This is a genomic window from Dietzia sp. JS16-p6b (assembly GCF_003052165.1).
In the GTDB taxonomy this organism is placed as follows: Bacteria; Actinomycetota; Actinomycetes; order Mycobacteriales; family Mycobacteriaceae; genus Dietzia.
Genome location: NZ_CP024869.1, coordinates 65,920 through 90,668 on the forward strand (window position 1 = coordinate 65,920; position 24,749 = coordinate 90,668).

At 70.7% G+C, this 24,749-nt stretch carries 27 protein-coding genes; 17 read left to right on the plus strand and 10 right to left on the minus strand.

Annotated elements, in window-relative coordinates; genetic code table 11:
- Positions 1-9 precede the first annotated feature (9 nt).
- On the minus strand, positions 10-2,262 hold the full coding sequence (locus CT688_RS00295) for a catalase (protein ID WP_107755276.1): 2,253 nt from the start codon (positions 2,260-2,262) through the stop codon (positions 10-12).
- A 215-nt stretch (positions 2,263-2,477) separates the two neighbouring features.
- On the opposite strand from CT688_RS00295, the gene CT688_RS00300 reads away from it, so the two are divergent.
- The 4 genes from CT688_RS00300 to CT688_RS00315 all read left to right on the plus strand — a co-directional run bounded on the left by CT688_RS00300 (position 2,478) and on the right by CT688_RS00315 (position 6,488).
- On the plus strand, positions 2,478-3,722 hold the full coding sequence (locus tag CT688_RS00300; RefSeq protein ID WP_231750427.1) for an AI-2E family transporter: 1,245 nt from the start codon (positions 2,478-2,480) through the stop codon (positions 3,720-3,722).
- Positions 3,723-3,786: 64 nt separating this feature from the next.
- Positions 3,787-4,998: an acyl-CoA dehydrogenase family protein gene (locus tag CT688_RS00305; RefSeq protein WP_107755278.1), complete on the plus strand. Its 1,212-nt coding sequence runs from the start codon at positions 3,787-3,789 to the stop codon at positions 4,996-4,998.
- Entirely contained in the window at positions 4,995-5,453 is a 459-nt protein-coding gene (locus tag CT688_RS00310) for a hypothetical protein (RefSeq protein ID WP_107755279.1), read from the plus strand. The genes CT688_RS00305 and CT688_RS00310 overlap by 4 nt, the downstream gene beginning before the upstream one ends.
- A gap of 135 nt (positions 5,454-5,588) precedes the next feature.
- A complete protein-coding gene (locus CT688_RS00315) occupies positions 5,589-6,488 on the plus strand; it encodes an alpha/beta fold hydrolase (RefSeq protein WP_107755280.1) in 900 nt (299 codons plus the stop codon).
- Between the two features lie 130 nt (positions 6,489-6,618).
- On the opposite strand, the gene CT688_RS00320 is transcribed toward CT688_RS00315, so the two are convergent.
- Positions 6,619-7,092 (minus strand): hypothetical protein, encoded by a 474-nt coding sequence (locus CT688_RS00320; protein WP_107755281.1) that lies wholly within the window; start codon positions 7,090-7,092, stop codon positions 6,619-6,621.
- Between the two features lie 212 nt (positions 7,093-7,304).
- Between CT688_RS00320 and CT688_RS00325 the strand changes: the two genes are divergently transcribed.
- Positions 7,305-7,907: a hypothetical protein gene (locus CT688_RS00325; protein ID WP_107755282.1), complete on the plus strand. Its 603-nt coding sequence runs from the start codon at positions 7,305-7,307 to the stop codon at positions 7,905-7,907.
- 60 nt (positions 7,908-7,967) lie between these two features.
- On the opposite strand, the gene CT688_RS00330 is transcribed toward CT688_RS00325, so the two are convergent.
- From CT688_RS00330 to CT688_RS00345, 4 genes are all read right to left on the minus strand, one after another.
- Positions 7,968-8,519, minus strand: coding sequence for a YceI family protein (locus tag CT688_RS00330; protein WP_107755283.1), 552 nt, complete (start codon positions 8,517-8,519; stop codon positions 7,968-7,970).
- A gap of 118 nt (positions 8,520-8,637) precedes the next feature.
- The gene (locus CT688_RS00335; RefSeq protein ID WP_107755284.1) at positions 8,638-9,549 is read right to left on the minus strand and encodes an alpha/beta hydrolase; all 912 of its coding nucleotides are present in this window, start codon (positions 9,547-9,549) and stop codon (positions 8,638-8,640) included.
- Positions 9,546-10,199 carry a TetR/AcrR family transcriptional regulator gene (locus tag CT688_RS00340; RefSeq protein ID WP_107755285.1) on the minus strand — a complete coding sequence of 218 codons (654 nt, stop codon included), beginning with the start codon at positions 10,197-10,199 and terminating at the stop codon, positions 9,546-9,548. The genes CT688_RS00335 and CT688_RS00340 overlap by 4 nt, the downstream gene beginning before the upstream one ends.
- Entirely contained in the window at positions 10,196-11,551 is a 1,356-nt protein-coding gene (locus CT688_RS00345) for an NAD(P)/FAD-dependent oxidoreductase (RefSeq protein WP_107755286.1), read from the minus strand. The genes CT688_RS00340 and CT688_RS00345 overlap by 4 nt, the downstream gene beginning before the upstream one ends.
- 156 nt (positions 11,552-11,707) lie before the next feature.
- On the opposite strand from CT688_RS00345, the gene CT688_RS00350 reads away from it, so the two are divergent.
- Both CT688_RS00350 and CT688_RS00355 read left to right on the plus strand, forming a co-directional pair.
- Positions 11,708-12,511 carry an SDR family NAD(P)-dependent oxidoreductase gene (locus CT688_RS00350; protein ID WP_231750428.1) on the plus strand — a complete coding sequence of 268 codons (804 nt, stop codon included), beginning with the start codon at positions 11,708-11,710 and terminating at the stop codon, positions 12,509-12,511.
- Positions 12,508-13,386: an SDR family oxidoreductase gene (locus tag CT688_RS00355; RefSeq protein WP_107755287.1), complete on the plus strand. Its 879-nt coding sequence runs from the start codon at positions 12,508-12,510 to the stop codon at positions 13,384-13,386. The genes CT688_RS00350 and CT688_RS00355 overlap by 4 nt, the downstream gene beginning before the upstream one ends.
- A gap of 11 nt (positions 13,387-13,397) precedes the next feature.
- On the opposite strand, the gene CT688_RS00360 is transcribed toward CT688_RS00355, so the two are convergent.
- Both CT688_RS00360 and CT688_RS00365 read right to left on the minus strand, forming a co-directional pair.
- Positions 13,398-13,808 carry a cupin domain-containing protein gene (locus CT688_RS00360; protein ID WP_107755288.1) on the minus strand — a complete coding sequence of 137 codons (411 nt, stop codon included), beginning with the start codon at positions 13,806-13,808 and terminating at the stop codon, positions 13,398-13,400.
- Positions 13,805-14,230: a DUF1622 domain-containing protein gene (locus CT688_RS00365; protein ID WP_107757896.1), complete on the minus strand. Its 426-nt coding sequence runs from the start codon at positions 14,228-14,230 to the stop codon at positions 13,805-13,807. The genes CT688_RS00360 and CT688_RS00365 overlap by 4 nt, the downstream gene beginning before the upstream one ends.
- 81 nt (positions 14,231-14,311) lie before the next feature.
- On the opposite strand from CT688_RS00365, the gene CT688_RS00370 reads away from it, so the two are divergent.
- From CT688_RS00370 to CT688_RS00395, 6 genes are all read left to right on the plus strand, one after another.
- Complete coding sequence (locus tag CT688_RS00370; protein ID WP_107755289.1) at positions 14,312-15,427, plus strand: LLM class flavin-dependent oxidoreductase; 1,116 nt, start codon at positions 14,312-14,314, stop codon at positions 15,425-15,427.
- 24 nt (positions 15,428-15,451) lie between these two features.
- On the plus strand, positions 15,452-15,814 hold the full coding sequence (locus CT688_RS00375) for an MTH1187 family thiamine-binding protein (protein ID WP_107755290.1): 363 nt from the start codon (positions 15,452-15,454) through the stop codon (positions 15,812-15,814).
- The gene (locus tag CT688_RS00380) at positions 15,811-16,116 is read left to right on the plus strand and encodes a hypothetical protein (RefSeq protein WP_107755291.1); all 306 of its coding nucleotides are present in this window, start codon (positions 15,811-15,813) and stop codon (positions 16,114-16,116) included. Before CT688_RS00375 ends, CT688_RS00380 begins: the two co-directional genes overlap by 4 nt.
- Before the next feature lie 201 nt (positions 16,117-16,317).
- Positions 16,318-17,718 carry a GntP family permease gene (locus tag CT688_RS00385; RefSeq protein ID WP_107757897.1) on the plus strand — a complete coding sequence of 467 codons (1,401 nt, stop codon included), beginning with the start codon at positions 16,318-16,320 and terminating at the stop codon, positions 17,716-17,718.
- 59 nt (positions 17,719-17,777) lie between these two features.
- Complete coding sequence (locus tag CT688_RS00390) at positions 17,778-18,989, plus strand: D-arabinono-1,4-lactone oxidase (RefSeq protein WP_107755292.1); 1,212 nt, start codon at positions 17,778-17,780, stop codon at positions 18,987-18,989.
- Complete coding sequence (locus CT688_RS00395; RefSeq protein ID WP_107755293.1) at positions 18,986-19,363, plus strand: sensory rhodopsin transducer; 378 nt, start codon at positions 18,986-18,988, stop codon at positions 19,361-19,363. The genes CT688_RS00390 and CT688_RS00395 overlap by 4 nt, the downstream gene beginning before the upstream one ends.
- Before the next feature lie 312 nt (positions 19,364-19,675).
- Here the strand turns inward: CT688_RS00395 and CT688_RS00405 are convergent, their stop codons facing one another.
- Positions 19,676-20,446: an SDR family oxidoreductase gene (locus CT688_RS00405; protein ID WP_107755294.1), complete on the minus strand. Its 771-nt coding sequence runs from the start codon at positions 20,444-20,446 to the stop codon at positions 19,676-19,678.
- A 148-nt stretch (positions 20,447-20,594) separates the two neighbouring features.
- Complete coding sequence (locus tag CT688_RS00410) at positions 20,595-21,341, minus strand: cyclopropane-fatty-acyl-phospholipid synthase family protein (RefSeq protein ID WP_107755295.1); 747 nt, start codon at positions 21,339-21,341, stop codon at positions 20,595-20,597.
- 225 nt (positions 21,342-21,566) lie between these two features.
- Here CT688_RS00410 and CT688_RS00415 point away from each other — a divergent pair, with 225 nt between their 5' ends.
- From CT688_RS00415 to CT688_RS00430, 4 genes are read left to right on the plus strand one after another with little or no spacing between them, the layout of a single operon-like run.
- Positions 21,567-22,136 (plus strand): RNA polymerase sigma factor, encoded by a 570-nt coding sequence (locus CT688_RS00415; protein ID WP_107757898.1) that lies wholly within the window; start codon positions 21,567-21,569, stop codon positions 22,134-22,136.
- The gene (locus tag CT688_RS00420; protein ID WP_107755296.1) at positions 22,133-22,777 is read left to right on the plus strand and encodes a methylated-DNA--[protein]-cysteine S-methyltransferase; all 645 of its coding nucleotides are present in this window, start codon (positions 22,133-22,135) and stop codon (positions 22,775-22,777) included. Before CT688_RS00415 ends, CT688_RS00420 begins: the two co-directional genes overlap by 4 nt.
- Positions 22,774-23,481 (plus strand): LysE family translocator, encoded by a 708-nt coding sequence (locus CT688_RS00425; protein WP_107755297.1) that lies wholly within the window; start codon positions 22,774-22,776, stop codon positions 23,479-23,481. Before CT688_RS00420 ends, CT688_RS00425 begins: the two co-directional genes overlap by 4 nt.
- A gap of 24 nt (positions 23,482-23,505) precedes the next feature.
- Complete coding sequence (locus CT688_RS00430) at positions 23,506-24,687, plus strand: MFS transporter (protein ID WP_107755298.1); 1,182 nt, start codon at positions 23,506-23,508, stop codon at positions 24,685-24,687.
- Positions 24,688-24,749: the final 62 nt, after the last annotated feature.

Genomic DNA, 24,749 nt, shown 5'->3' on the forward strand with positions numbered 1-24,749 from the left:
GGTTCCGCCTCAGACCCGTACGGGGTCCGGCCGGTCCCATGCGCGGTGGGTGGCGAGCAGCGGCTTGAGCGCGGGCAGGACCCCGGCCGCCTCGTCCACCACCACGACACCGGGGGAGTCGGTGGTGAGCCCCACTTCCGCGAGACCGTCGAGAGGAGCCAGCGAGGCGATCGCCTTCTTGTGCCGGAACATCTCGCTGAGCAGCACATCGGTCCTCGGGTGGGTGGGCAGATCCACCACGATGAGGGCGTCGAATTCGATCGACCGCTGCGTCTGATACGTCCGGGACACGGCGACGGTCGCATCCGGCTCGCCCTCGCCCAGCCGGCCACCGGTGGGGGCGATGACCAGCGGGACCATGTCGTCGGCGAAGACCGCCTGTTCGAGCTCCTTGACGGCGGCGACGTCAGACGTCTCGGTGACGAGAATCCCGATGAGGCGCCCGTCGGAGGGCCACTCCCGCCCGATCTGGGACAGCGCGGGGCTGGTGACGACCTCGGCCGTGGGCACCTCGGCGGGCGCGGGGAGCCCGAGACCGCTCGCGACGGTGACGGCGAGGCCGTGGTCGATGCGGGCCAGTTGCTCCACCTGCCGGATCTTGATGTTCTCCTCGTAGCATTTGCCCAGTTCGAACGTGTAGGCGGCGGCGATGTGCTCCTGCTCCACCTCGGTCATGCTGGCGTAGAAGAGGGTCGCCTGCGAGAAGTGGTCGTCGAAGGTCGCCGGGGCGTCCCGGACCACCTGCGCGTCGGCGATCTGCTGCGCCACCTCCACCATCGCACCGTCGCTTGTGCCCGCGAGGAACGGGCACCCGCCGTCGAGGCTGTTCGGCTGGTACGGCGCGACCCCCACGTGATCGGCGGTCTGGTGCATCCCGTCGCGCAGCATGTCGTTGACCGGGGCGTGCGGCCGGTTGATGGGCAGCTGCCCGAAGTTCGGTCCGCCCAGGCGCGTGAGCTGGGTGTCGAGGTAGGAGAACAGCCGGCCCTGGAGGAGCGGGTCGCTGGTCACGTCGATGCCCGGCGCCAGGTGGCCCGGGTGGAACGCGACCTGCTCGGTCTCGGCGAAGTAGTTCTTGGGGTTGGCGTTGAGCGTCATGGTGCCGATCACCTGCACCGGCGCGAGCTCCTCGGGGACGATCTTGGTGGGGTCGAGCAGGTCGATCCCGTGGAACATCTCGCTGACGCCGTCGGAGTCCACGGTGTCGGGGAACACCTGGATCCCCAGATCCCACTTCGGGAACGCGCCGGCCTCGATGGCATCGGCCAGGTCCCGGCGGTGCAGATCGGGATCCATGCCGGCCGCGATCTGGGCCTCCTCCCACACCAGCGAGTGCACGCCGAGGTGGGGCTTCCAGTGGAACTTGACCAGGCTGGTCTCCCCCGCGTCGTTGATGAGCCGGAAGGTGTGGACCCCGAAACCCTCCATCGTCCGGTAGGAGCGGGGGATGCCGCGGTCGGACATGTTCCACATGGTGTGGTGCTGCGCCTCGGTGTGCAGGGAGACGAAGTCCCAGAACGTGTCGTGCGCGCTCTGGGCCTGGGGGATCTCGCGGTCCGGGTGGGGCTTGGCGGCGTGGACGACGTCGGGGAACTTGATCGCGTCCTGGATGAAGAACACGGGGATGTTGTTCCCGACCAGGTCCCACGTGCCCTCGTCGGTGTAGAACTTGGTCGCGAAACCACGGGTGTCGCGGACGGTGTCGGCGGAGCCGCGCGACCCGAGCACGGTGGAGAACCGGACGAAGACCTCGGTCTCCTTGCCGTCGGCGAAGACGCCGGCCTTGCACACCCTCGAGGCCGCGCCGTTGCCCACGAAGACCCCGTGCGCACCGGCGCCGCGGGCGTGGACCGCGCGCTCCGGGATCCGCTCGTGGTCGAAGTGCATGATCTTCTCGCGCAGGTGATGATCCTGCAGCAGGACCGGGCCGCGGTGGCCGGCCTTCTGGGAGTGGTCGGTCTCGGCCAGTCGCGCGCCCTGCGCGGTGGTGAGGAACTCACCCTGCTGGCGGGCGGCGTCCTCGGTATCGGAGGACTCCGCTCCGGTGGGGCTGTACGGCGTGGCGCCCTTCTGGTCCGGCTTGGGGGGAAGCGGTCCGGTGGGGTCGGTGGGCTCCTCGAGCGACGGCGGCTTGGGGGCCGGGACACCGGGGACGACGTCTCTGCCGCCGATGACCTCGTCGGCGAGTTTGCCGGCGGCGTCGGCGACCTTCTTGGCGGCCGCTTCGGCCGTCTTCGATGCAGCGGACTTCTTGTCAGACATGTGACTCCTCCGATGGGTTGGGTGTGAGTGCACGGGTGTCGCACCGACTCTCCCACTCGGCGCGGACCGCGCAACCAGTCGCGGAGGAGGTCCGGTTGCCGTACGCTGCGCCGCCTCGTCGCCCGCACCCGCGTGTCCCCCCGCGCCTCCCCGACGGTGTGGCCGGGACTCACGAACCCGACGTCGACGGAGGTCAGCGCGCCTATGGTGTTCTCATGTCAACCCGCGGTGAGGACACCGGCACGACCGTGATCCCCCGAGCCCATCTCCCGTATCCGGTGGTACTGGCGGCTGCCTGGGCGGCCTGCCTGCTGCTGATCGCCGGGGGCGGGTGGATCCTCGGACAGGCCATCGGCCGGTTGGCGATCATCCTGGCTCCGCTCGCCATCGCGGTGTTGCTCGCGGCCATGCTCCGACCGCTCGTGGACCGCGTGCCCCGGCAGGTCCCGCGGGCGCTGGCGTCCCTCGTCGTCGTCCTCGGTGTCCTGGCGCTGGTCATCGGGGCGCTGGCGGTGGTCACCACCCAGCTCGCGACCGGGGTTCCGGAGATGAGGGAGAAGATCGGCGGCGGCGTCGACACCGCACTGCGGTGGCTGGAGGACGGCCCGCTCCACCTCACCGCCGATCGACTCCAGGAGGCGGTCACCCAGGTCCGCAGCTGGATCGAGTCCCATTCCGAGGCCGTGGCCGCGGGCGCGGTCCAGTTCGGCCACACCGCCGTCGACGCGGTGGCCGGTCTGCTCATCTGCCTGGTCGCCCTGTTCTTCTTCCTCTACCAGGGGGAGAAGTTGTGGGTGTTCTTCGTCCGGTGGTTCCCCCGCGCGAGCCGGCTCACCGTCGATCGGGCGCTACGGCAGGGCTGGGGCAGTCTCGGCGCCTACACCCGCACGCAGCTGACCGTGGCCGCGATCAACGCCACCGGGGTGGGCCTCGGCGCGCTGGTGCTGCGCGTGCCCTTCGTGATCCCCATCGTGGTGGTGGTGTTCCTCGCGTCGTTCGTTCCCATCCTTGGGACTCTCGTCGCGGGGCTGATCCCCACGGTTTTGGCGCTGGTGGACCGGGGGCCGGTGATCGCCATCGCCATGCTGGCGATCGTCCTGGTGGTCCACCAGGTCGAGTCGCATCTGTTGCAACCGGTCCTCATGGGCCACGCGGTGGCGCTGCATCCGCTGGCCGTCATCGTCGTGGTGGCCGCGGGCACGTACCTGTTCGGCATCGTGGGAGCGCTGTTCGCCGTCCCCGTCACCGCCATGGCCAACACGGTGGTGAGATACCTGGCCGAGGGGAATGGTGACGACCCGGGCGTCGGCGGACCGGACGGGGGCGGACCGGACGGGGGCCCGATCGACGGGCCGGGGCCCGTGCCCGACCGGGCCAGTGTGTCCGGACCGGACGACGGGGACGACGACGGGGTCGATCCGCCGGTCGCTGCCTCCGATGGCGGCCCCGCCACCCGCTGACCTGCCGCCCCCGCCACCCGCCACCCGCCACCCGCCGACCTGACGCCCTGACCGAGAGGACCCGATGACCTTCAGCCTGGAACTGACCGAGGAGCAGCGCGAGCTACAGGACTGGGCCCACGCCTTCGCCGAGGAGGTGATCCGGCCGGCCGCCCGCGAGTGGGACGAGCGCGAGGAGACGCCCTGGCCGATCATCCAGGAGGCCGCCAGGATCGGGCTGTACGGCTACGAGATCATGGCGACCCTGCGGCAGGACACCACCGGCCAGTCCTACCCCATCCTCTGCGAGGAACTGTTCTGGGGGGACGCCGGGATCGGTCTGTCCATCATGGGCACCGGTCTCGCCGCGGCGGGGATCGCCTCGGCCGGGACGACCGAGCAGATCATCGAGTGGGTGCCCCGCTGCTACGGCAGCGAGGCCGACCCCGCGGTCGGCGCGTTCTGCTCGTCCGAGCCGGAGGCGGGGAGCGACGTGGGCAACATGCGCACCCGGGCCCGCTACGACGAGGCCGCGGACGAGTGGGTGATCTCCGGGCAGAAGGCCTGGGTGACCAACGGCGGCGAGGCCTCCGTGCTGGTGGTGCAGGCGGTCGTGGACCCGGATCTCGGGTCCCGGGGCCAGGCCGCCTTCGTGGTGGAGGCCGGGGCCGCCGGGGTCGAGACCGGCTCCAGGATCAAGAAGCACGGTCTGCGCGCCTCGGCGACCGCGGACATCTTCTTCGACGACGTCCGTGTTCCCGGGTCGGCGCTGCTGGGCGGGAAGGAGAAGCTCGACGAGAAGCTGGCCCGCGCGCGGGAGGGCGAACGGACCGGCGGGCAGGCGGCCATGGCCACGTTCGAGCGGACCCGCCCCACCGTGGGGGCCATGGCCGTGGGCATCGCGCGGGCGGCGCACGAGTACGCGCTCGAGTACGCCAAGGGCCGGGTGGTGTTCGGCCGACCCATCATCGAGAACCAGGCCATCTCGTTCCTTCTCGCGGACATGGCGGTGGAGATCGACGCCTCCCGCCTGCTGGTGCGCCGGGCGGCGTGGATGGGTGCGACCGGGCACCCCATGGCCCGGGCCGAGGGGTCGATGTCCAAGCTCAAGGCCGGTCGGACGGCCGTCTGGGCCACCGAGCGCGCGATCCAGATCCTCGGCGGGGTCGGGTACACCCGCGAGTACCCGGTCGAGCGGATGCACCGCGACGCCAAGATCTACGACATCTTCGAGGGCACCGAGCAGATCCAACAGTTGGTGATCGCCCGCGCGATCTCGGGAGTGCGGTTGCCGTGACGGTCGAGGTGGTGCGGTCGAGCGTGGTCCGCGCCCCTCGGGACGAGGTGTGGGCACATGTGGTGACCGCGGAGGGGATCTGCGACGAGTTCCGGCCCCTCCTCCGGATGCGGATCCCGGCGCGACTGGCGGGGGCCTCGATCGCGGACGTGCCGCTGGGCCGGCCGCTCGGGCGCGCGTGGATCCTCCTGGGCGGGGTCGTGCCGCTGGAGTACGACGACCTGATGCTGGTCGAGCTCCGGGCCCCACGGTACTTCCAGGAGCGATCGGTGCTCGGATCGTGTCGGGTGTGGGAGCACCGTCGCGAACTCGACCCGCTGGGGGACCACTCGACCAGGATCACCGACACACTGCGGGCCGTGCCCCGGACCCTGGTTCCCGGATCGGTCGTCCGACTGCTGGTCGGGGCGCTGTTCGACCACCGGCACCGGCGCCTGGTGCGGACGTTCGGATGAGCATCCGGGCCGGATGTGATAGAGAGAACTGCTCGCCCGGCCCCGGATGGCGCACAATGGGCCGAGGTACTCCTGGCGACGAGGTACGGCGCGGAGACCATCCCCGAGGGGGAGTGCGATATGCGGAAACCCGAAATGCAGAAGACAGTGCTCCACGGTCGAGAACTCGCCTACCGCGAGTCCGGAGCCGGCGAGGGAAAGCCCACGCTGCTGCTCATCCACGGGATGGCGGGGAGTTCCGTCACCTGGCGTGAGCTGATACCCCGTCTGGAATCGAGATTCCACATCATCGCCCCCGACCTGCCCGGCCACGGGGAGAGTTCGCTGGACTTCGACGACTACTCACTCGGCGCCCTGGCCTCCGCTCTGCGGGACCTGCTGGTGGTCAAGGGCATCAGTCGCTGCACGGTGATCGGGCAGTCCCTCGGTGGCGGCGTGGCCCTGCAGTTCGTCTACCAGTACCCCGACTTCTGCGAGCGCATCACGTTGATCGGCAGCGGCGGCCTGGGCAAGGAGGTCACCTGGATCCTGCGGCTGCTCGCCGTCCCCGGCGCCGAACTGATCCTCACCGGGGCCGCGGCTCCGTTCCTGGTGGCCGCCGGGGACAAGGCCCGCGGGTTCCTCACCGGCAAGGGCGTCCGCGCGATCGCCCTCGAGGAGCCCTGGGCGGCGTACGAGTCGCTCGGCCGGCCCGGGCACCGACGCGCGTTCTTCAAGACCCTCCGCGCGGTCGTGGACAACAAGGGCCAGGCGGTCTCCGCCGGCAACCGGCTGTACCTCGCGGCGCAACTGCCGTTCCAGCTGATCTGGGGAGACCGCGATCCGATCATCCCCGTCTCGCACGGGCACACCACCCACGAGGCGATCCCCGGCAGCCGGCTCGCGATCGTGGAGGGCACCGGGCACTACCCGCACGTCGAGGACCCCGCCGCGGTCGAACGGATCCTCGTCGACTTCATGGAGTCGACGGATCCCGGTCACATCGACCACCAGCTGATGGGAGAGCTCGTCACCACCGGCGGCGAGAGCCCGTAGGGTCACGGGCCCGACGGGCACCCGCAGACGTGGCGGGCACCCACTGACACGACTGGGCCCCGGTTTCCTCCAGGGAAACCGGGGCCGGACCCGTGCAGTCAGGCGCCAGGGGCGTCAGGCGTGGGTCGTGTCAGGCGTCGGTCTCGACCGTGTCCTCGGCGACCGCGTCGTCGTCGCCGGTCTGGACATCGTCACCGGTGGTGGTGTCGTCGCCGACGGTGTCGTCGCCGTCGGTGTCACCGGGGACCTCGGCGGCGATGCCACGGAGGATGTCGACGGCGCCGGAGATGTCACCCGTCAGCGCGGTCGAGATGGCCAGATCGGCGTTCGCCTCGCACTCGTCGCCCGACAGGCCGGGGGCGACGGCGCCGACCGAGCCCAGGAAGTCGTACGCGGAGATCGTGCCGCACAGCTGCTGCGCGACCTCCGAGACCTCGGCGGGCGTCTCGACGTCGTCGAGGTCGGTCTCACCGGCCGTGGGGACACCCACCGACCCGCTGTCGAGGCCGTCGAGGCCGGGGAGATCGCTCTGCGCGGCGGCGAGGCCTGCGCCGGAGAAGGACAGGGCGGCGGCGGAACCGATGACGGCGATGGTCTTCTTCATGGTGGTCACCTTTCGATCGAGCGCCGGGTTCTCCCGGAGTCACGGCGGTGACCATAACGGCGACGGGCGGCCGGTGCTGTGATACGCATCACTCGGCGCTCGCGGACGAGCAGGCAAAACGGCCGGTGCCCAGCAGTGACGGCGCCGGGACAAATTCTTCTTCATCTCGCCGAGTGTCCGCCCCGCCGCGTCGCTACGGGGATGCTTACCTCATGAGTGGAACCGCCGAGATCTATGACGCCGTCCTCCGTCCGGGCAAGCTGGAGCTGCTCCGGGGATGGATCGGACACCAGTCCTGGTTCGACGGGGACCCGGCGCGAGTGGAGCAGGTGACCTCCTACCGGTTCGTCGACCCCGACGGCGAGGTGGGCATGGAGTCCTTCCTCGTCACGGACGGTGTCCGGACGTACCACGTCCCGGTGACCTATAGGGGAGCGGAACTGCCGGGGGCGCAGGACGCCCTGGTCGGGACACTCGAGCACTCCGTTCTCGGTCGGCGCTGGGTGTACGACGCACCGGCGGACCCCGTGTACGTGTCGGAGGTGTTGCGGGTGATCAGCCATCGCGACACCGCCGCCGACCATCTGGCGGTGGCGGACGGCACCGTCTCCCCGTCGCCCGTCAATGTCCGGGGCGGTGGGGACGGCGCGTCCGGCGACTCGGAGACGGCTGCCGAACCGGAGGTCATCCGGCTCATCTCGGAGGAGAACGACGCCGAGGCGGACTGTCCGCTGATCGGCTCGCCCGGCACGCTCAGCGGGACCTGGCGAGACGCCGACGGCACGCATTCCGCCGTGTTCGTCGTCGTCGCGTGAGCACAACGCCCTCCACCTCGTACGAGGTGGAGGGCGTTGTCGTCCGGTAGGGGCGGGGGGTCAGGCCCGCTTGACGGCCGAGAGCTCGATCTCCAGGGTGACCTTCTCCGAGACGAGCACGCCACCGGTCTCGAGCGCGGCGTTCCAGGTCAGACCGAAGTCGCTACGGTTGATGACCGTGCTGCCCTCGAAGCCGGCGCGGAGGTTGCCGAAGGGGTCGGTGGCGGTGCCCGCGTACTCGAAGGGGATCGTCACGGACTTGGTGGTGCCCTTGATGGTGAGGTCGCCGGTGACGTCCACTCCGCCCGAGCCGTTGGCCGCGATCGTGGTCGAGCGGAAGGTGATCTCCGGGTAGTTCTCCATGTCGAAGAAGTCGTTGGACTTCAGGTGGCCGTCGCGGTCGGCGTTGCGGGTGTCGATCGACGAGGCGGTGATGACGACCTCGGCTGTCGCGGCGTCGATGCCCTCGGCGGGGACGGTGACCGTGCCGGTGTAGTCGTTGAACGACCCGCGGACCTTGGTGACCATCGCGTGGCGGGTGACGAAGCCGAGGCGCGTGTGGGTGGGGTCGATGTCCCAGGTTCCGGTGAGGTCGGTGAGTGTCGCGGTCATGGTGTCTCCTTCGGTGGCGCCCGACGAGACGTCGGGGCAACTGGTTGTTGTATCACCTACAGTAGCGGCTCGATGGTGATGCGTCAACAAGAAGGTGAGAGGAGTCCGGAGCTGCCGGTCACCCCATCCGGCGCCGGAGGAAGTGCAGCGCGTGAGAGACCGCGAGGTCGTGACACGGACGGCCCGGGAAGAGGTCGAAGTGATCCCCCGGGTAGTGACGCACCTCGGCACGGGCGGCGAACGCCGCGGAACTCGCCGCGTGCGGCGGCGCACTCCGGTCCAGATCGGCGATCTGGAACAGCACGGGAGTCCCGGCGAGCTCCGCGGCCCTGGCTCCGGGGCGGAAGGACCCCAGCACCGCCCCGACCCCGCCGCCGATCTCGTTGCGCCAGCTCGGCCCCGCGAGTGAGCGGTAGGCCTTGTCGTACCCGTCCAGGGAGAGCACCGCGGTCGACCCCGGTGGTCCGACCAGGGGGACCAGCGGCTCCGACCGCCCCAGCGCCGCCGCGGCCTTGGCGGCGACGGTCGTGCCGGTGGAACGGAGCAGGGCGACCGGCCGGTGTTGACGGGCCGCTGCCACCGCTGCGGCGCGGCCGTCCACCAGAGGGACCACCGCGATCACCGCGGCGATCCCCGTCGCCCCGCCCGGCTCGCGGGCCACCTCGAGCGCGTGCCCGCCGGCCAGGGAGCAGCCCCACAGGACGACCCGGTCGGCGTCGACGTCCGGCCGCGCGGCCACCGCGGAGACCGCCGCCCGGATGTCGTCCTGCTGGCGGGTTGTCGAGACGACCTGCCGGGGCCCGCCACCGGAGCGGCCGAACCCGCGGTAGTCGAAGGCGAACGCCGCGAAGCCCGCGGCGGCGAAGGCCTCGGCGAACGGCAGCAGGCCCGAGTCGGCCGTGCCGCCCAGTCCGTGCGCGAGAACGACGCACGGAGCGGGATCGGTTCCTGCCGCGGGCAGGAACCAGCCGCGGCAGGTGTCCCCGCCGGAGCGGAACTCGAGGTCGTGGGGGGTGATCTGGCTTGTCACGAGGGGTCTCCTGGGTTGTCGACCGCGGGGTCCGGGCGGCCGTAGATGGCCCGGACCCACAGGTCGGAGGCGGTGGCGATCATCGGTTCGCGATCCGCCCCGGCGTCGTAGGCGAGATGTTCGAGGACCGACTCGTTGACCTGGATCAGCGACGTGGCGAGCGCCATCGGATCGGCCCCGTCGGGGGCGCGACCGGCCGCCCGCTCGGAGCGGATGTACTCGGCGATGGGGGCCGCGAGTTCCGCCCGCCCCTCGTTCCACAGGCGGCGCATGGGCTCGTGCGTGGTGCGCGCGGTGAGCAGGGCCCGGTAGACGTGAGCGTTGTCGAGCATGCGGTCCGCGAGGCCGCTCAGCGTCGAGGTCACTCGGGACCGGAAGCGGCCGTCGGAGTTCACGAGCACGCCGTTCGACGTGGCGGCGGCCTCCTGGATGGAGGAGAGCAGCACGGTCACCGCCGCGGCCTTGGAGTCGAAGTAGAAGTAGAACGCCGACCGGGTGATGCCGGCCGCGTCGGTGAGGTCGGCCACCGAGATGTCATCGAGTGTGGTGGTGCGCAGCTGCCGGTCCAGCTCCGCCAACAGGGCCTCCCGACGCCGGTCGCCCCGCGGTGAGCTGGCGACGGCGTCACCGGAGGTGGCGTTCCCGCTCACGCGTGCGCCGCCGTCCGGATCATCCCGCCGAGGCGTGCCGCTCGTTCTCGTCCCGCCGGGATCTCACGCGTCCGAAGGTCGTGCTCGTACAGGAAGTAGTCCACCTGCTGCTGGTGCCGCGGGGTGTCGAGCATGTGCCCGATGTACTTCTTCTCGTCCGCCACGATGACCCGCTCCATCTCCTCGCGCCCCGGCGTCCGGTACAGGCCGGCCGCCCACGCGGCCGCCAGCCTGGCCTGGGCCTCGACGAACGGGAACAACGTGGGAGTGGACTGGGCGAAGCCGACCATGACCAGGTCGTCGATGCCCGGGGAGAACATCCGCTTGTAGAGCGGCACGTGGTTGTGGGCGTCGGCGCTGAGGAAGTCCGGGTCGAAGAACGGGAACGAGGTGTTGTAGCCGGTGGCCTGGATGACGACGTCGAACTCCTGCGCGGTGCCGTCCTCGAAGTGCACGGTCCGCCCGTCGAAACGGGCGATGTTCCCCTTGGCCGTGATGTCCCCCGAGCCGAGCCTCAGCGGCAACTCGACGGACTGCGTGGGGTGGGCCTCGAAGAACTTGTGATTGGGCTTGGGTAGTCCGTAGGACTCGGGTCGGCCCGCCGACATCGGCTGCATGGCCTGAATGGCCTTGCGCTGCCACGAGTAGGGCAGGAAGGGAAAGGTGGCGAAGTACTTGTCGGCCGGTTTGCCGGCGATGTACTTCGGCACGATCCACGCGCCGGACCGGGTGGAGATCACCACCTCGTTCCGCATCACCTTGGAGGACAGCTCCACGGCGATGTCGGCGGCGCTGTTACCCAGACCCACCACGAGAATGCGCTTGTCCTGCAGGTCGAGCGGATCCCACGGGTCCACGTACGCGTGCGAATGGATCATCTCTCCGGTGAACTCGCCCGGGAAGTCGCCGAACCGCGGGTCCCAGTGGTGCCCGTTGCCCACCACCAGGGCGTCGAAGCGGCGGGTGCCGGTGCGTCCGGTGGTCAGCTCCCACCCGCCGCCCTCGAGCCGCTCGGCGTGCAGGACCCGGTTCTCGAACTCGATGAGACGCAGCAGGTCGAAGGCTTCCGCGTAGTCATCGAGGTACTGCTTGATCTGCGAGTGGTGCGGGAAGTCCGGGAACTCCTCGGGCATGGGGAAGTCCCGGAAGCTCAGCTGGTGTTTGGAGGTGTCGATGTGGAGTGACCGGTACGCGCTCGAACTCCCGTTGGGATTGTCGAACGCCCAGTTCCCGCCGATGCGGTCGGAGGCCTCGAACCCCACCGCCTCGATGCCGTAGTCGTCGAGCATCTTGAGCGTGGTCAGACCGCTGATGCCCGCGCCGATGACGGCGACGGTGGGGACGGGTGTCATGGAAACCTCTTCGGCCGGGGATCGCCGCGCGGAAAGCTATGGCGTGAGTCACAGTGTGGCCCTAGATTATGGCCAGGGATTGACGGGCGTCAACAGCGTCCCGGGGCGCGTCGACGGGGCACCGCGCCCCGGGCCCCATCCCGGACGGAGGCGGACATGGCGGACGACATGGGTGGTGGGCGGCACGCGGTGGTGGTCGGTGGCGCGTCCGGGATCGGGTGGGCCACGGCGCGCCGTCTCGCCTCGGAGGGGTGGCGCGTGACCATCGCCGACGTCAACGGCGATCTCGCCGAGGCCCGCGCGGCCGAGTTGGCGGGCGTTGCCGCCCTCCAGGGATCACCCGACGCCCCGGGCCGGGGACACGATCACAGAATCGTCGACGTGGTGGACGAGGCGTCGGTGGAGGCGTTGTTCGCCGGGGCCGCCCCTGAGCTGGTCGTCACCACGGCCGGGGTGAGCACGTTGGGGTTGGTCACCGACCACGACACCACGGAGTTCAGGCGGGTGGTGGACGTGTGCCTCACCGGCGCGTTCCTGGTGCTCAAACACGCCGGCCGGGTGGTGGCGGAGGGCGGGTCGATCGTCGCCATCGCCTCGCTCAACGCCCGGCAGCCCGGCCGGGGGATGGCCGCGTACTGCGCTGCCAAGGCAGGGCTGGTGATGCTCGCGCAGGTGGCCGCGCTCGAGCTCGGGGAACGCGGCGTCCGCGTGAACACCGTGTCGCCCGGGTTCCTGGTCACCCCGCTCACCGAGCCGGTGTTGCAGATTCCCGGCCTCGCCGAGGAGTACGCCGAGAACGCGGCGGTCCCGCACCGCGGTACCGCTGAGGACGTGGCTCGGGCCGTGCTCTATCTCGCTGACGCCCCCTGGATGACGGGGGAGGACCTGGCGCTCGACGGCGGTGCCCAGCTGCGGCGCTACCCGGACGTGCTGGGCCTGGCCACCAAGGCGTTCACGTGAGGGCGGTCCGCGGCCGCGGGACGGGCGCCCGCCCTGTCCCGGGGTTCTCCGGTCGGTCCGCGATCGTCACCGGAGGCGGTTCGGGGATCGGCGCAGCGCTGGCCCGCGCCCTGGCGGCCGCCGGTGCCCATGTCGTGGTGACGGACATCGACCCGGCGGCCGCGCGGCGGGTGGCGGAGGAGCTCCCCGCGGCTGGCGGGAGCGCCCGGGCGGCCGCGCTCGATGTCACCGACGCGGCGGCGGTGTCGGACCTGGTGGGCGAGGTGGTCGCCGAACACGGTGGTCTGGACCTGATGTTCGCCAACGCCGGCATCACCTGGGGCGGGGACACCGAGTTGCTGACCCTGGCGCAGTGGGACGCGATCATCGACGTGAACATCCGCGGCGTGGTGCACTGCGTCCACGCCGCGTACCCGGAGATGATCCGTCGGGGATCGGGGTCGCTCGTGCTCACCGCCTCCATGGGCGGGCTGTGTCCTGCGGGTCTGATCACCAGCTACGCCACGACCAAGCACGCCGTGGTGGGGCTCGGGCTCTCGCTGCGTGCGGAGGCGGCCGGCCACGGCGTGGGGGTGACCGTGGTCTGCCCGGCCGCGGTGGACACCGCGATCCTGGACAAGGGCGAGCTCGAGGGTTTCGACGGACGGCACTACTACCTGGAGGGTCAGGGTGTGCGGGAACCGTTGGACCCGGACCTGCTGGCCCAGAGCGTGCTGCGCGGGGTCCGGAGTAACCGGGCTCTCGTGATCGAACCCGCCCGGGCGCGGGCGACGTGGCGGCTCCAGCGCCTGTCGCCGGCGCTGATGGACCGGATGCTCACCAGGTATGTGCGGGCGACCAGGCTCCGGAGGGGCGCGGATCCCGCCGGAGCCTGACCCGCCGTCGTTCAGTGCTCGTCGGCGTCCGACTCGGCCTTGGTCGCGTGCACGGTGCCGTGCGCGTGCTCCGGCGGCGCGTAGATGGAGTAGACCTTGAGCGGCTCGTCCCCGATGTTCGTGACGTTGTGCCACGACCCGGCGGGGACGAGGATCACCCAGTCGTCGCCGACCTCCTCGTCGAACTCCAGCCGGTCCTCGGCCGGCCCCATCTGGACGCGACCCCGGCCCTGCTCGACGCGCAGGAACTGGTCGTGGTCCTCGTGTACCTCGAGGCCGATGTCGTCCCCGGGAGCGATCGCCATGACCGTCATCTGCATATGCTTTCCGGTCCACAGCGTGGTGCGGTAGTTGGTGTTGGACAGGGTCTCGTCCTCGATGTTGACGACGTAGGGGTGGGGTCCGTGATCACTGGCGGTCATGGTGTGGTCCTCTCGCTCTCGTGCACGTCGGCTCGCGCCCGGTCGTCTCCATCATGCCGGGCGCGCCCGCCGCGCGATCCGGTTCCCTTCTGCCACGGCCACCGGCCCGAGATCTCGAGCTCGAGCGACCAGCTGAGGAAGGTCCTGATGAGCACGACGAGTGCGAGCAACCCCACCGAGTCGTAGCTCGGTGAGATCGCGACGGTCCGGATGATGTCCGCGGCCACCAGGAGCTCCAGCCCCAGCAGGATCGCGCGGCCGAGTCGGCGACGGAACGCGGTGTAGGCGTCGTTCTCCGGGCCGGACCGGCGGCGCGGGTCCAGGGCGAACAGGGCGGCCACCAACGCGCCCACCACGATGGCGGCCACGCCCGCCGCGTCGATCGTCTTGCCCACCAGTTCCACGGCCTCCGAGAACGTCATGGAGGAACTGTAGACCGGCCCGGCAGGGGCGTGCGGGACCTGCGCGAACACTATGGTTGACAAGTCAACTAATATGGGGGAATGACTCATCACAGCGCCTCCACCCCCGCGTCGTCGTCACAGTCCGTCGCGCTGGGCCTCGACACCTTCGGTGACACCACGGTCGACTCCAGCGGCGCCCGCGTCCACCATGCCCAGGTCATCCGGGATGTCGTCGACCAGGCGGTGCTCGCCGACGAGGTGGGGGTCGACGCCTTCGGGGTGGGTGAGCACCACCGCCCCGACTTCGCGGTCTCCGCCCCGGATGTCGTGCTCGCCGGGATCGCCACCCGCACGCAGCGCATCACCCTCGGTTCGGCGGTCACCGTTCTGTCCAGCGACGACCCGGTCCGTGTGTTCCAGCGTTTCTCGACGATCGACGCCCTGTCGAACGGGCGCGCCGAGGTGGTGCTGGGGCGCGGGTCCTTCACCGAGTCGTTCCCGCTGTTCGGGCTCGACCTCCAGCAGTACGAGCAGTTGTTCTCCGAGAAACTGGACCTGTTCGCGGCTCTGTTGCCCGAGGCGCCGGTGACGTGGTCCGGCGAGCTACGGCGGCCCCTGGTAGACCAGCGCGTCTACCCGGAGACCGAGCACGGGCTCTCCGCATGGATCGCGGTGGGCGGCAGTCCCGAATCCGTGGTGCGTGCGGCCCGCTACCGCATGCCCCTCATGCTGGCGATCATCGGCGGGCCCGCCGGCCGGTTCGCGCCTTTCGCCGACCTGTACCGCCAGGCGAATGCGCAGCTGGCGGGCACCGACGCCCCGCGGCTGCCGATCGCGGTGCACTCGCCGGGATTCGTCGCGGAGACCGACGAGAAGGCCGCCGCTCTGGCGCTGCCGCACTGGTTGGTCAACCGCAACCAGATCGGGCGCGAGCGCGGATGGGGGGACGCGAGCGAGGCCGACTTCCACCGCGAGGTGCGGTCCGGGGCGATGTACGTCGGCTCGCCCGAGACCGTCGCGCAGAAGATCGCCGCGACCGTGCGCACGCTGGGGCTGGACCGCTTCGACCTCAAGTACGCCAGCGGGCCGACCCCGCACGAGCACCTCATGACCTCGATCGATCTCTACGGGCGCAAGGTCATCCCTCGTGTCCGGGAACTGCTGGCCGGGGCCGGATACGACCCCGGGGTGCCGCAGCAGGTGTCCCGCGCCTGACGGACCGGGTATTACCGTGGGGACATGCTCTTCGCGTTCTCCGTCGCACCCACCACGACCGCGGACGACTCGGCGTCCATGAGCGAGGCCGTCGCCGAGGCGGTCCGGGTGGTCCGCGCGTCCGGGCTGCCCCACGAGACCACGTCGATGTTCACCACCATCGAGGGCGACTGGGACGAGGTCATGCCCGTCATCCGCGCCGCCACCGACGCCGTGCTGGCGGTGTCCCCGCGGGTGAGCCTGGTCCTCAAGGCCGACCTGAGGCCCGGCCGCTCAGGTGAGTTGCGCGGAAAGGTGGACAGGGTGGAGCACCGCTTGCGACACGGCCTGGCGACGGATCCCGGGGGAGGGGAGAAGGGCGACGACGACGAGGTGGTCGCCCCGTGACCTCCCGCACTCCCTCGGATCACCCGCGCAGCGACTCCACTGTGGACGATTCCGGATCCGCCGCCGGGTCCGGTGCGCACCGCCCCGGCCCGCGCGGTCCGCAGACCCTCGCGTACGTGCTGGCCACCACGCTCGGGGGGATCGGCGCGCTCGTGGTGGCGGCGGTCGAACTCGTCTCCCCCGAGGCCGGCACGTTCGACGTCCTGCTGTGGAGCGCTCTCGCGGTGTTGCTCCTTGCCGCGGCTGCCCGCCGGTGGTGGTTCGGGGCCAGCGGCGAGGATCGCTCGCGCCGCGCTCCCTGAGTGTCAGATCGGCTAGCGTGTCAGACCCGGCCGCGCCTCCACGCCCACGCCGCCAGTCCCCCCAGGACCAGGGGAACCCTACGGTCACCGCAGGCGCGCCCGGGGGGCCGGGCACCGTTGACGGGCGGCCGCGGCCGGATGCGTCGGCATCGGTTGGATGTCACCATGCGGGTGACCCGTTCCCGATCCTCGGAGACGCCCATGTCGACCGCAGCACTGCTTCTCACCGTACTGGGCGCCGTGGGAACGCTGTTCCTGCTGATCATGGGCCTGAAGCTCCACGCGTTCGTCTCGCTGCTGATCGTCAGTATCGTCACCGCTCTCATCGTCGGCATCCCTCCCGCGGAGATCGTCGAGGTGGTCGAGGACGGGATGGGCGGCGTTCTCGGGTTCGTCGCGATCATCGTCGGCCTCGGGGCGATGTTCGGGCAGGTCCTCAGGGTCACCGGCGCCGCTGACCGCATCGCCGACACGCTGGTCACGGCCTTCGGCGAGCGCCGGGTTCCGTGGTCACTGGGTTTGACCGGGCTCATCGTGGCGATTCCGGTCTTCTTCGACGTCGCGCTGGTCCTGTTGATCCCGCTCGTCTACACCCTCGCCACACGACTCAAGAAGTCGCTCATCATCTTCGCGCTCCCGCTCCTGGCCGGGTTGAGCGCCGGCCACTCCCTCATCCCGCCCACGCCGGGCCCCGTGGCCGCGGCCGGGATCGTGGGCGCTGACCTGGGCTGGGTGATCCTCCTCGGCATAGTCGCGGCGGTTCCCGCCGTCATCCTGAGCGGGGTCGTCTACGGGCGCTTCATCGGCGCACGGATCGACGTCGGCGTCCCCGAGGGCATGGAGGAGGAAGCCCGGGACCAGGCGGGGGGTGGCGACGGCGCAGACGGCGACGACGACGAGGAGCAGAGCTCCGAGGACCGACTCGAGAACGCCCCCGGCTTCGGTCTCATCCTGACCATCCTGGCCGTGCCGCTGCTGCTGATCCTCGGCAACACCGCCACCGAAGCACTGGTGGACCCGGAGACTCCGATCGCCCAGGTGATGGCCCTGGTCGGCGATCCGATCGTCGCGCTGATCATCGCGGTCCTGTTGGCCTTCTACGTCCTCGGCATGCGCCACGGATTGGACCGCGGCGATCTGCAGTCGGTGGCCTCGGCCGCGTTCACCCCGGTGGGGCTCATCCTGCTCGTCACCGGCGCCGGCGGGGTGTTCGGCGAGGTCCTCGAGCAGAGTGGCGTCGGGGATGCGATCGAGGAGGTGTTCCAGGGCCTGGGGTTCCCGGTCCTGCTCCTGGCGTTCCTGTCCGCCGTGGTACTGCGGGTCGCACTGGGGTCGTCGACCGTCGCCACCGTCACCGCCGCCGCGATCGTCGCCCAGACCCTGGGGGGACAGGATCTCTCGGCACCCATGCTGGCCGCGGTCGTCGTCGCCATCGGTGCGGGGGCGACGGTTCTGTCGCACGTCAACGATTCCGGGTTCTGGCTGGTCAACCGTTTCCTCGGGCTGACCGAGAAACAGACGCTGCTCACCTGGACCGCCATGCAGACGATCATGGGGGGCACAGCCTTCCTGACCGTCTTCGCACTCAGCTTCGCGCTGTAGACCACGCCACCGCGCCGTGCGGTGGCATCGAGGCAAGACCGAGACAAGGAGGAACACCGATGACCAAGGAATTCGTCAACTGGTCCGGGAGTCTGCGCTTCACCCCGTCGGACACCGCGCGGCCGTCGGACGAGGCCGCGGTGCAGGAGGTGGTCCGGCGAACCGCTGAGGAGGGCGGGACCGTCCGGCCGGTCGGCTCGGGGCACTCCTCCGTCCCGCTGATGCGGACCTCGGACGTCCTGCTCACGCTGGACGAGATGTCCGGGCTGGTCTCACACGACACCGACGCCGGTCGCGCCTCGTTGCTCCCTGGGACGGGCATCGCCCGGGCGGGTGAACTCCTCGCGGAGCACGACCTGGCGATGGAGAACCTCGGCGACGTGGACTACCAGGCCCTCGCCGGGGCCATCGGTACGGGGACCCACGGGACCGGGCGGGAACTGGGCAACCTCTCCCAGACCGTGGTCGGTGGCCGGCTGGTCACGGCGGACGGAGAGGTGGTGCCCTTCGGCGAGGACGCCGGGCCGGACCACGATGCGGACCTGCTCCGCGCGGCGCAGGTCTCCCTCGGCTCACTCGGGGTCATGACGTCACTGACGTTGCGCCTGCTGCCCGCCTACGAGCTGCACCGCCTCAACTGGTGCACCCACATCGACTGGGTACAGGACAACTTCGCCGAACTCACGACGTCCAATCGGCACTTCGACTTCTACTGGTATCCCCGCAGTGACGAGGCCCAGGTCAGAACGATGAACCTCCCCGGGCAGGAGCCGGACCTGACACCCCCGGGCGACCACGTCCACGAGGACGCCACCGGCGTGAGCTACGACATCATCCCGAACTCACGTGACCTGAGGTTCGACGAGATGGAGTACATGCTGCCGTTCGACGAGGGCCTGGAATGCTTCAAGGTCCTGCGGGAGCGGATCAAGGAGCGGCACCGCCAGAAGGTGGGCTGGCGCGTCCTGGTCCGGACCATCGCGCCCGACGACGCGCTGATCAGCAACTGCTACCAGCGCCCCACCATGACCATCGCGCTTCTGCAGAACAACGAGCTGCCCTACGAGGAGTACTTCAACGACATCGAACCGATCCTGCAGGACTTCGGTGGCCGACCGCACTGGGGCAAGAAGCACACCATGCGCGCGGACCAGCTACGCGGTCTGTACCCGGAATGGGAGACGTTCCACGATGTCAGGCGGCGCCTCGATCCGGACGGCGTCTTCATGAACGACTACCTGCGGTCGCTGTTCGAAGGAGATGTGGCATGAACCAGGAGACCGGCCGGACCCTGTGGGTGTTCCCCGGCGGGAACATCCCGTCGACCAGCACGGGCCCGGAACCCGAGTACACCAGCCGGGACGAGCTCTGCATCCTCAACGTGTGCGAGACCGACGCCAGCCTGGAGATGACGGTCTATCACTCCGACGGCGACCCTGTCGGGCCCTACCCGGTGCAGGTCGCGGCCCAGCGGGTGCGGCACGTGCGCGTCAACGATCTGATCGACCCCCAGGCCGTCTTCCTGGGTGAACCGTACGGCATGGTCATCCGGTCGGATGTGCCGGTGTTCGTCCAGGTGACGAGGCTCGACACCCGTCGTGGCGGCCTCAGCGGTATGACGACGATGGGTTTCGCGCCCGACTGAGACAGGGCGGTCACCTGGATCTCGGCGAGGTATGTGCTCCAGCAGGGCTGTCCCGATCCCGCAGTGCATGTAGTCGCTGTGCACCGAGACCTGGCCCAGGTGAGCGTCGACGTCGACCACATCGGCCAACAAGTACGCCACCGGCCGATCGGATCCACGAGCGTTCGATGTCCTGCAGGATGACCAGGTCACTCTCCCTGGCGGGCCGGATGCGGTACGTCGGCCCTCGCAGCCCACGTCACGCTCGACACTCGTGATGCGTGATGAACCGCGCGACGACGAGAAGGCGACCGTGACCCCTACGTGTGCGGCCTACTGGGCCAGGAACTTGTTGACCAGGCGGGTCGCGAAGTTGGGCGAGAACTTGGAGATGTTGGCGAGCACCGTCGTCTGCTCGCCGACGCTGTAGGAGGTGCGATGAAGTCGGCGGTCGAGGGTGGTGGGATGGACGGACTGCCACACCTTCTCCGCGACCTGCTCGGGGGTGATCTTGATGCCGAGGGTCCGGGTGGTCTTGGCCTTGGGGTCCGCGAGAGCGGTCTTGGCCCACAGCGGCCAGATCCCCACCACCCGGACGCCGTGCGGTGCCCACTCGAGCTCCAACGCCTCGGTCAGGCCGGCGACGTAGAACTTGGCGGCGCTGTACGTGGCGATCCCGGGCTGACCGTAGATCGCCGACGCGGACGCGATGTTGACCAGGTGCGACCCAGGCGTGGCCTTGAGGTAGGGGAACGCTGCTTTGGCCCCGAGCGTCACGCCCAGCACATCGATGTCGATCTGGGCCTTGACCGCCTCAGCCGAGATCTCCGTCAGGTCGCCGGCGACGAGAACGCCCGCGTTGTTGTCCAGGACGTCGAGCGTGCCGCCGGTGTGCGAGGTGAACTCCTCCAGCGCCCTCTCCCACTGCTGCATGTCGCGGACATCGAGCTCCCCGGTGATCCAGTCGGGGTGCTTCGACTGCACCTCGGCCAGGGCGTCCCTGTCGACGTCGTACACCCCGACAGTCCAGCCCTCGCGGCCGAATCGCTCCGCCGTTGCCAGGCCGATCCCAGCCGCTCCGCCCGAGATGAAGATCGATGCCATTCCCTGTCCTCCACACGCAAGTCCGATGCGGCGTGCCGCTCGGAGATATCCGATAGCCGACAGTACCGAGCATTGAACGGGAAAGGGAAAGCCGTATCAGTGTCGATCCGAGGAGACGCGGCTCGCGATCACCGCGTGGGGACGAGTGTCAGCGCTTCATGAGGGCGAACACGCCCCATCCGAGGTACTCACGCGTGAAACGCGCGTAGCGGGCGGGCGCGGTGGCGAGTTCCTCACGCACCTCTGGGGCCAGGTCGTCGTCGGGGTTCCGGTCGAGCCAGAGGCGCAGGTTGAGCCATTGGGCCGCTGTGTAGCGGTCCCAGCTGTCCTGGTCGGCAAGCATCATCTCGACGATGTCGTACCCGAGATCGTGAAACGACCCCATCAGGTCCGGCAACTCCCGGAAGTCGGCGATGGCGGTGGCCTGGGAGGCGACGGCCGTCTCGTCGTCCGGCGGGGTCCGCCGCCAGTACGGTTCGCCGATCAGCATCACGCCCCCGGGCCGGAGACTGCGATCGAGCAATTCGGTCGTCCCGGCGACACCGCCGCCGATCCAGGTGGCGCCGACACATGCGGCCAGATCAACCGGCTCGTCCGCCACATGGCCGGCGGCGTCACCGTGGATGAACTCGACACGGTCGGCGACGCCGAGTTCGGCGGCGCGGGCTCGGGCTGCCTCGGTGAAGGCGGTGCTGATGTCCACCCCGGTGCCCGTGATCCCGTGATCACGCGCCCAGGTGCTCAACATCTCGCCCGAGCCGCTGGCCAGGTCGAGCGCGCGTGTTCCCGGGGCGAGTCGGAGGGCTTCCCCGAGGGCGGCGAGCTTGTCCTCGGTCAGTGGATTGTGGATTCGATGGCTGCTCTCGCGGATGCTGAAGATGCGGGGAAGGTCCATGACCGCGATTCACCTCCGTGGACCGCCACTCACCAGCGGCGACGGTGGTCCGACGATAGCACCGGCCGCGGGCGTCGTCGTCGTGTGGAGGCCCTCGGTCTCGACTCCCACCGGACGGACCTCACGTTTCCGCGGCGGCGGGCGACTACTCGCTGGAGCCGGTCGGCGAGGTGGCTGGCCGGGTCGTGTGAACGAGGCGGCGAGGACGAGGGGAAGATCGGAGTCATGAGGGCAGCCTTCGACGGTGCGGTGGTCCGGCACGGGCCGACCGTCCTGCGCGTGTGCCGCGCGGTCCTGGGGTCCGGCCCCGACGCCGACGACGCCTGGTCCGAGACGTTCCTGTCCGCGCTGCGGGCCTGGCCGGACCTGCCGGAGGAGACCAACGTGGAGGCGTGGCTGGTCCGGGTCGCCCACCGCCGCGCGGTGGACGTGGTGCGCCGATCGTCGCGGTCGGACGCGCCGGCGGGAGGCGCGGACGATGTCGCCGTGCTCGGGGAGTGGGCGGGGAGAGGCCGCGGGCGCGACGGAGCCGCGTGGAGGGGCGGCGGTGGGGGCGATGACGACGAGTTCGGGGGGCGCGCGATCTGGGATGCGGTCGCCACTCTGCCCACCCGGCAGCGGCTCTGTGTGGCCTACCGGTATCTGGGCGGGTTGCCGTACGCCGAGATCGCCGCGCTCATCGGGGGCAGCGACTCGGCCGCGAGGCGCGCGGCGGCCGACGGAGTGGCGGCCCTGAGGCAGACCATGGAGACGACACCGACCATCGAGACGACACCGACCAGGGAGCTGACATGACCGGGGACGACGTGATCGACACACTCCGCGGCGCTTCCGCGGACACGGACCGGCTGCGCGAGCGGCTGGCACGCGAGGCGCAGCGAGAGGGTCTGGTGGACGTGCTGGTCCGGCCAGTCGGCTCACCGATCGGCGGGCTGCTCCTGGCGGCGACACCGCAGGGCCTGGCGTACGTGGCGTTCGAGGGCGAACCCCGGGACGAGGTCCTGGAGATGCTCGCCAGGAGGATCGGGCCCCGCGTCGTGCACGCGGACGGCCCCGCGGCGCCGAACGGGGCCACCGGCGACGCGGACGTCGCACGCGTTCTCGACGACGCCACGGCCCAGATCGAGGCCTACCTCACCGGGCGTCGCCGGGAGTTCTCCCTGCCGCTGGATACCGTCCTGGCCACCGGGTTCCGCGGCCTGGTCCAGCGCCGACTGCCCGAGATCGGCTACGGGCGCACGGCCACCTACCGGGAGATCGCCACCGCCCTCGACAAGCCCGGGGCGGTCCGCGCCGTGGGCACGGCGTGCGCCACCAACCCGCTTCCCCTGGTGTGGCCGTGCCACCGGATCCTGCGCTCGGACGGCGGCCTCGGCGGATACCGGGGCGGGCTCGAGGTCAAGAAGCGGCTCCTGGCGATGGAGTCGGCCGCGTGACCGCGGGACAGGCCGCCGCGCTCTACGGCGTCTGGGTGATCGCGGTGATCTCGCCGGGGCCCGACCTCGTCGTCGTCCTCCACCGGTCGCTCGTCGGGCGACGCCACGGTGTCGCCACGGCGGCCGGGGTCGTCACCGGCATCGCGATCTGGCTCGCGGCCGCGTTCGCCGGACTGGCCGCGCTGGTGCGCGTGTACCCGCAGATCATGACGGGTTTGCAGGTCGCGGGAGGGCTGCTGCTGGCGAGTCTGGGGGCGCTCGGACTGCGGGGCTGGTGGCGCTCGCGGTCACGGGCGGGGCTCGCCGGACCCGATCCCACCGGCGCGGAATCGCCGGACCCCGCCCCCACCGCTCCCACCCCGGCTGCCCCCACGCCGGCCGCACCGGCCACACCCGGGACTCGTCCGCGGGGGACCGATTTCGCTCGCGGGCTGGCCACCAACCTGGCAAATCCCAAGGCGCTGGTGTTCTTCGGCGCCGTCCTGACCCCGTTCCTGAGCGGCGAGGTCCCGCCCGGTCAGGCCGTTGCACTCGTCGCCGGCATGATCGCCGTAGCGCTGATGTGGTTCTGCACCCTCGCCGTGGCGGCGTCGCACCGACTCGTCAACGAGCGAGTCGGGCGGGTCCTGCCGACGGTGGACGTGGTCGTCAGCACGCTGTTCATGGCGGTGGGGGTGGCGTTCGTGATCGAGGCGCTGACCTGACGATCGGGCGATAGGTTCTGCCACATGACAAGTGCGCCTTCCGATCGCGCGTGGTGGCGCGCCGCCCTCGCGGTGTTCGCCGTGGGATGGGGCGCCAACCAGTTCGCACCGCTGTTGCTGCTCTACCGCGAGGAACAGGGCCTCGGACAGACCGAGGTCACCGCGATGTTCAGCGTGTACATCGTCGGGCTCCTGCCCACGCTCCTCGTGGCGGGCCGGTGGTCCGACGCCCACGGTCGACGCGTGCTCATGCGGCCGGTCCTCGTCCTGTCTCTGGTCGCCACCGTGCTGATGCTGCTCGGGCCGCAGGACCCGCTGTGGCTCTACCTCGGCCGCTTCCTGGCCGGGCTCGCATCCGGTGCCGCGTTCGGCGCGGGCAGCGCGTGGGTGCGCGAACTCTCCGCGGGGGCCGCACCCGGGACCGGCGCGCGGCGGGCCGCGATCGCCCTGACGGGCGGATTCGGGCTCGGCGGACTCGTCGGCGGCCTGGTGGGCCAGTTCGCTCCCGGTCCCATGATCTCGGCCTACCTACCGCACCTGGTGCTCGGGACGATCGCCCTGGTGGCCGCCTGGAACGCCGCCGACCCCTACCGCCCGCACGGGGGCGCCGACCCCGCCGGGCTCATCCCCTCGAGCGCGGGCACCCGGAGGTTCCTGCTGGGGGTCGCGCCCTGGGCGCCGCTGGTGTTCGGGTGCGCCAGCATGTCGTTCGCGGTGCTCGCGGACCTGCTGGGCGGCGATGCAGGCGGTCTGCCCACCGCGTACGCCGGGGTGATGGTGGGCGTCACCCTCGGAGCCGGGGTGCTGGTCCAACCCACCGTTCGCCGGCTCGCCGCGTCCTCCCCGCCGTCCCGCCCCCCGGTCATCGGCCTGACCGCCGCCGCGCTGGGCATGTCCGCCGGCGCGGTCCTGGCCGCCTCGCCGGACCTGCCCGGCCGGGCCCTGTGGCTCCTGCCCGTGGCGGTCCTGCTGGGCGCGGGGTACGCGACCCTGCTGGTGGCCGGCCTGGTCGAGGTGGAGTTCCAGTCGGGCCCCCGCGACCACGCCGGGCTCGTGGCCGTGTTCTACGTCCTGGCCTACCTGGGTATGGCGACCCCGTACGTGCTCGCGGTGCTCTCCCGTCTCGGTGGCCCGGAGCCCTGGATCGCGGCCCTCGCGGTGGTGTGCGTGCTGCTCATCCCGCTCGCGCAGCGGCAACTGCGGTAGCGACCCGGCCGCCCCCGGCCGGGCTCCGGCCTGGCTCCGGCCGGCCGGGCGCGGTGGACGGG